6 protein-coding genes are annotated in these 5,276 nt (G+C 69.7%); all 6 read left to right on the forward strand.

Annotated features, from left to right (window positions below):
* Positions 1-522 (forward strand): tetratricopeptide repeat protein (locus HR086_RS44400; RefSeq protein ID WP_174468664.1); only part of this gene is annotated, 522 nt, incomplete at its 5' end.
* Between the two features lie 162 nt (positions 523-684).
* Entirely contained in the window at positions 685-1,656 is a 972-nt protein-coding gene (locus tag HR086_RS44405) for a L,D-transpeptidase family protein (RefSeq protein ID WP_174468665.1), read from the forward strand.
* 29 nt (positions 1,657-1,685) lie between these two features.
* A complete protein-coding gene (locus HR086_RS44410) occupies positions 1,686-2,831 on the forward strand; it encodes a hypothetical protein (RefSeq protein ID WP_174468666.1) in 1,146 nt (381 codons plus the stop codon).
* A gap of 9 nt (positions 2,832-2,840) precedes the next feature.
* Positions 2,841-3,593, forward strand: coding sequence for an HAD family hydrolase (locus HR086_RS44415; protein WP_217440162.1), 753 nt, complete (start codon positions 2,841-2,843; stop codon positions 3,591-3,593).
* A complete protein-coding gene (locus HR086_RS44420; protein WP_141645182.1) occupies positions 3,584-4,378 on the forward strand; it encodes an STM4013/SEN3800 family hydrolase in 795 nt (264 codons plus the stop codon). The genes HR086_RS44415 and HR086_RS44420 overlap by 10 nt, the downstream gene beginning before the upstream one ends.
* An 11-nt stretch (positions 4,379-4,389) precedes the next feature.
* Positions 4,390-5,276, forward strand: an 887-nt coding sequence (locus tag HR086_RS44425) for an STM4012 family radical SAM protein (protein WP_174468667.1), incomplete at its 3' end; no start/stop codon positions are given.

Consider the following 5,276-nt stretch of genomic DNA (forward strand, 5'->3'; position numbering starts at 1 on the left):
GCGCTGCACCGGGCCATGGGGACGCTGCTGATGGGGCAGGGGCGTCCCGGACAGGCGACGGCGGAGTACGCGGCGGTGCTGCGCTGGACGGAGCGCGCGGGGGACACATGGGAGCACTCCACGGCCCTGTTCAACCTGGGGGATGCCTACGCGCGCGCGGGAGACAGGGAGCGGGCGGTGCATTACTTCCAGCTCGCGCTCGACTTGAAGGCGCGCATGGGGGACCGGGGCGGGATGGCGTACACCCACCATGGGCTCGCGCTGCTGCACAGCCAGGCGGATGCGCCCGAGCTGGCGAAGGAGGACGCGGTGCGAGGCCTCCAACTCGCGGGGATGCTTGGGGACCGGAAGCTGAAGTCACTGCTGCGCTGTGCGCTGGGGCGGGCCCACCTGCGACTGGGAGAGCGCGAGGAGGCGGCGCGGCAGCTCCAACTCGCCGCCCAGGACGCCGCCGCCGCCAATGCCCGACCGGAGCTGCTCCAGGCCCAGGCCGCGCTTCGCGCACTGGAGGCGCGGCGCTGAGCCCGTGAGCTGGCGAGGAGGCTCGCGGGGAGGAACGTGGGCGGCAACAACGGAAGGCCCTCCACGCGCCGAGAGTCCCCCGCGAGCGACGTCCACCGCGCCGCGCCGCGAGAAACGCGGGAGTTGACGGAACGGTCCGCGAGCGCCGAGTGTCCACCGCGAGTGACTTCCGCCGCGCCGCGCTCCTGGTTCCCGTTGCTGTGCCTCGCCTGGGTGGGCCTTGCCCAGGTCGCGACCGCCTCCACGCCGGATGTCTTCGAGTCGTATCTTCGACCCGAGCACGCGGCGGCGGAGGGCTTCGCGCCGTGGCCAGACGTCGCGCGCGCCAGGCCGGGCAGCGAGGTGCGAGCACTGGCCCGGGGCCGCGTGCTGTCCGTCGGCGCACGAGGTGACAGTGTCACGCTGGAACACCTCTATCACGAGAACCATGAGCTGCTTCGCGCCCGCTCGGAGTACTCGGGGCTGAAGTCCGTGGCGCTTCGTCCCGGCGCGCTCGTCACGAAGGGGCAGGTGCTCGGCCAGGTGGGCGCGTCCGAGCGGCTCACCGTGTCGCTGCACACCGGCCGCCTCCTGTCCGCCGACGAGTCCCGGCGCTTCACCGCCGAGCATTCCCGCCTGCCACAACCCGCGAGCGAGCCGGTGCTGGTGCTCATCTCCCACGCGCAGAATCAGCTCCGGCTCTACGAGGGCGGTGTCGAGCGGGCCCGTGTGGAGGTGGGGTTTGGCCAGGAAGCGGGGCCCAAGCAGCAGCGAGGAGACAACCGCACGCCCGTCGGCATGTACTTCATCGTCCAGACGCTGCGCGGGGACATCCCCGGGCCCTACGCCGCGTTCTACGGCGGCCACTGGCTGCGGGTGAACTACCCGAACCCGTGGGACGCGAGCCGGGGTGTGAAGCAGGGCTGGCTCACCGCGAAGACGCGCGAGCGAATCGTCCGGGCCTGGGAGGCCCGCGCGGCGACGGACGCCACCACTCGACTGGGAAGCGGCATCGGCTTTCACGGGTGGGCAGGGGAGTGGTCCCTGGAGGAGAGCGGAGGTCGGCTGTCCTGGGGCTGTGTCGTGTTCCACCCCCGCGATATCGCCGCGCTGTATGAGCGAATGCCGCAGGGCACCATGGTTGTCCTCTTCTAGCCGGCCCCGAGGCATGGAATCCTTCGCGGGTGATTGAGCTAGAGACTCCCGAGGCCTTCGAGCGGCACCTTCGCGATGGCAGCAGCCTGGCCAACGTCGTCATCCAGGGACTGGACCTGCGGCGCTACACGCGCGAGCTGAGCACCGCGGCGCTCGCCGGGACGGTGTTCCTGGGGTGCGAGCTGGAGAAGGACGCCCTGCAGGCCGCGCTCGCGCATGGGGCGCTCGTCTTCCCTCCCATCACCGGCGTGCCGTACCAGCCCTACCGGGGTGGCCTCTACTCTCCCGAGGAGCTGTACGCCGGCTTCGACCCGATGCGCCCGGAGACGTACGAGGACACGCTCGACGCACGCATCTATCGACACTGGGAGGCTCACGGCCGTGGCACGCCGCCCACGCTCTTGGAGACGCTCGCGCAGCGCCTGCATGACCACGCCGTCACGGACGCGATGGAGGACCTGCTCGCCGCCTCCGGACCGTCCCGGAAGGTGGTGGCCATCATGGGCGGACACTCCATGAAGCGCGGCCAGCCCGACTATCGCGAGGTGGCGATGCTGGCCCGGGAGCTGACGCGCGCGGGCTTCTTCCTCGTCAGCGGCGGCGGTCCGGGAGCGATGGAGGCCACTCACCTGGGCGCCTGGTTCGCGGTGCGTTCGGGGGCCGAACTCGACGGCGCGCTCGCCATCCTCTCCAAGGCCCCCAGCTACACGGACCGGGATTGGCTGGGCCGGGCCTTCCAGGTGCGCGAGGCCTTTCCGCTGGAGCCCAAGGACGTCTTCGCCTGCTCCAGCCTGGGCATCCCCACGTGGCACTACGGCCACGAGCCGCCCAACCCCTTCGCCACGCACATCGCCAAGTACTTCGCCAACAGCGTGCGCGAGGACGGGCTGCTCACCATCGCCCGAGGGGGAATCGTCTACGTGCCCGGAAGCGCCGGCACCATCCAGGAAATCTTCCAGGATGCCTGCCAGAACCACTACAACAGCGTGGGCGTCATCAGTCCGATGATCTTCCTGGGCCGCGAGTTCTGGACGCGGACGCGCCCCGTCTATCCCCTGCTGGCGCAGCTCGCGCAGGGACAGGAGTACGCGCGGCACCTGCTGCTGACGGACTCCCGGGAAGAAGTCCTCGGGGCGCTGCTGGACTACGACCGCGCCTCGCGCATCGCGAGCTGAGACGCCGACATGGGACGCAAGCGCCACTACGAGGACAAGAAGTGGATGAACAAGCCGAAGGCCTTTGGGAAGTACGGGCCTGTGCGGCCGAAGGCCCTCTTCTTCGACGTCGATGACACCCTGGTCGACCGCGAGGCCGCGTTCGGGCGCTACTTCGAGCGCTTCATGGCCCGGTTCCCCGAGGTGTTTCCCGAGCACCGTCGCGCCGAGGACCTCGCCACGCTCCGCTCTTTCGACGAGCGGGGAGGCCGCGACAGGGAGGCCTTCTGCGCCGACGTGACGAAGACGTTCGAGACGGGGCTCGACGCGAAGGCGCTCTGGGCGGACTTCCAGTTGAACCTCGCGGACTTCGTGGTGGGAGACCCGAAGCTGGCGGTCTGGCTCAGGGAGCTGTCGAAGCGCCAGCCCGTCGTCGTGGTCTCCAATGGCTTCTCCGGCACTCAGCGCAGGAAGCTGCTTCACGCGGACCTCTACCACTCCGTTCCAGAGGGCTTCTATTCGAGCGAGGTGGGCGTGGAGAAGCCAGACCCGGCCATCTTCAAGGCGGCGCTGGCGCACGTGAATCGCGAGCCGTCGGAGGTCCTCCATATCGGGGATGACCCGGTGCGGGACATCGTCGGCGCCACGCGGATGGGGTTCGCCACGTGCTGGGTCTCCCATGGACGGGAGTGGCCCGCCGCGCTGGCGCCACCGACCTTCACGGTGGAGCGCATCACCTCGCGACACGAGGCTCTCGTGGAAGTGCTCTCGCAATGGACATGAACACGGTGGTCGGCTCGCACGACCTGCTCTTCATCACCCTGGACACCCTGCGCCACGACGTGGCGACACGGCTGGCCACCGAGGGACGCATTCCCCACCTCGCCGCGCTGATGCCGGGAGGACAGTGGGAGGAGCGCCACTCGCCCGCGAGCTTCACGTACGCCGCGCACCACGCATTCTTCGCCGGCTTCCTGCCCACCCCCGCGCGTCCAGGCAGGCACTCGCGGCTGTTCTCCATGCGCTTCGAGGGCAGTGAGACGACGGGGCAGGGCACCTGTGTGCTCGACGCGCCGGACCTCGTCACGGGCCTGTCGGCGCGCGGCTACCACACCGTGTGCATCGGCGGCGTGGGCTTCTTCAACAAGCTCAACCCCCTGGGCAACGTGCTGCCGGGCCTCTTCGCGGAGAGCCACTGGGGCCCCGAGTTGGGGGTGCGCGAGCCTCGCTCCACCGAGCACCAGGTGTCCCTGGCCGTCGAGCGCCTGGAGGCTCTTCCTCGAGAGCAGCGCGTGTTCCTCTTCCTCAACGTCTCCGCGCTGCACCAGCCCAACCGCCACTACCTGGCCGGGGCCTCCGAGGATTCCGTCGCGTCCCACGCGGCAGCCCTGGAATACGTGGACAGTCAGCTTCCACCCCTGTTCGCCGCATTGCGGCGCCGGGGGCCGGCTTTCTGCATTGTCTGTTCGGACCACGGCACGGCCTACGGCGAGGACGGCTATAACGGTCATCGCGTGGGTCACCCCGTCGTCTGGACGGTGCCCTACGCCGAGTTCACCCTGTCGTGAGAGTCCTCACCATGACGCGCCTGGAGCAGATGCTGGGAGAGACGCCTTACGTGGCGTACCTCTATGGCTACCCGCACAAGACGGCCTACCGGCCCTTCACGCCAGCGCTCTCGCTGGAGTCGGTGTGGGCCGAGGAGCGGCGCGATGCCCTGTTCCTCTACTTCCACGTCCCCTTCTGCGAGATGCGCTGTGGCTTCTGCAATCTCTTCACGGCGGCGGGGCCGAAGCAGGACGTGGTGGACGGCTACCTCGGGGCGCTGGAGCGCGAGGCGCACCGGGTGAAGGCGGCGCTGGGCACGGCGAGCTTCGCGCGACTCGCGGTGGGCGGAGGGACGCCCACGCTGCTGGACGTCGCGGGGCTGCATCGCGTCTTCGACCTGGCGGAGAAGGTGCTGGGCGCGGACCCGCATCACATCCCCGTTTCGGTGGAGGTGTCGCCGGAGACGGTGGACGCGGAGAAGCTGCGGGCGCTGCGTTCGCGGGGCACGGACCGGGTGAGCATCGGCGTGCAGAGCTTCATCGAGGCGGAGGTGGCCGCGGTGAAGCGGCCCCAGCAGACGGCGCAGGTGGAGGCGGCGTTGGACCTCATCCGCTCCACGGGGTTTCCGACGCTGAACCTGGACCTCATCTACGGCATGGAGGGCCAGACGGTGGAGACGTTCCTGTACTCCATCCGGCAGGCGCTGCGCTTCACGCCCGAGGAGATCTACCTCTATCCGCTCTACGTGCGTCCGCTGACGTTCCTGGGGAAGAAGGCGCGTGCGTGGGATGACCTGCGAATCGCGCTGTATCGCGCGGGCCGGGAGTTCCTGCTGGCGCAGGGCTTCACCCAGGTGTCCATGCGCATGTTCCGCGCGAGCCATGCGCCGAACGCGGGGGGCCCGGTGTACCGCTGCCA

This window comes from Myxococcus sp. CA039A, assembly GCF_013336645.1.
In the GTDB taxonomy this organism is placed as follows: domain Bacteria; phylum Myxococcota; class Myxococcia; order Myxococcales; family Myxococcaceae; genus Myxococcus; species Myxococcus llanfairpwllgwyngyllgogerychwyrndrobwllllantysiliogogogochensis.

Bases quoted from the DNA above. Each gene is read 5' to 3' on its own strand.
- HR086_RS44415 (WP_217440162.1), top strand. From the start codon at position 2,841: ATGGGACGCAAGCGCCACTACGAGGACAAGAAGTGGATGAACAAGCCG.
- HR086_RS44420 (WP_141645182.1), top strand. From the start codon at position 3,584: ATGGACATGAACACGGTGGTCGGCTCGCACGACCTGCTCTTCATCACC.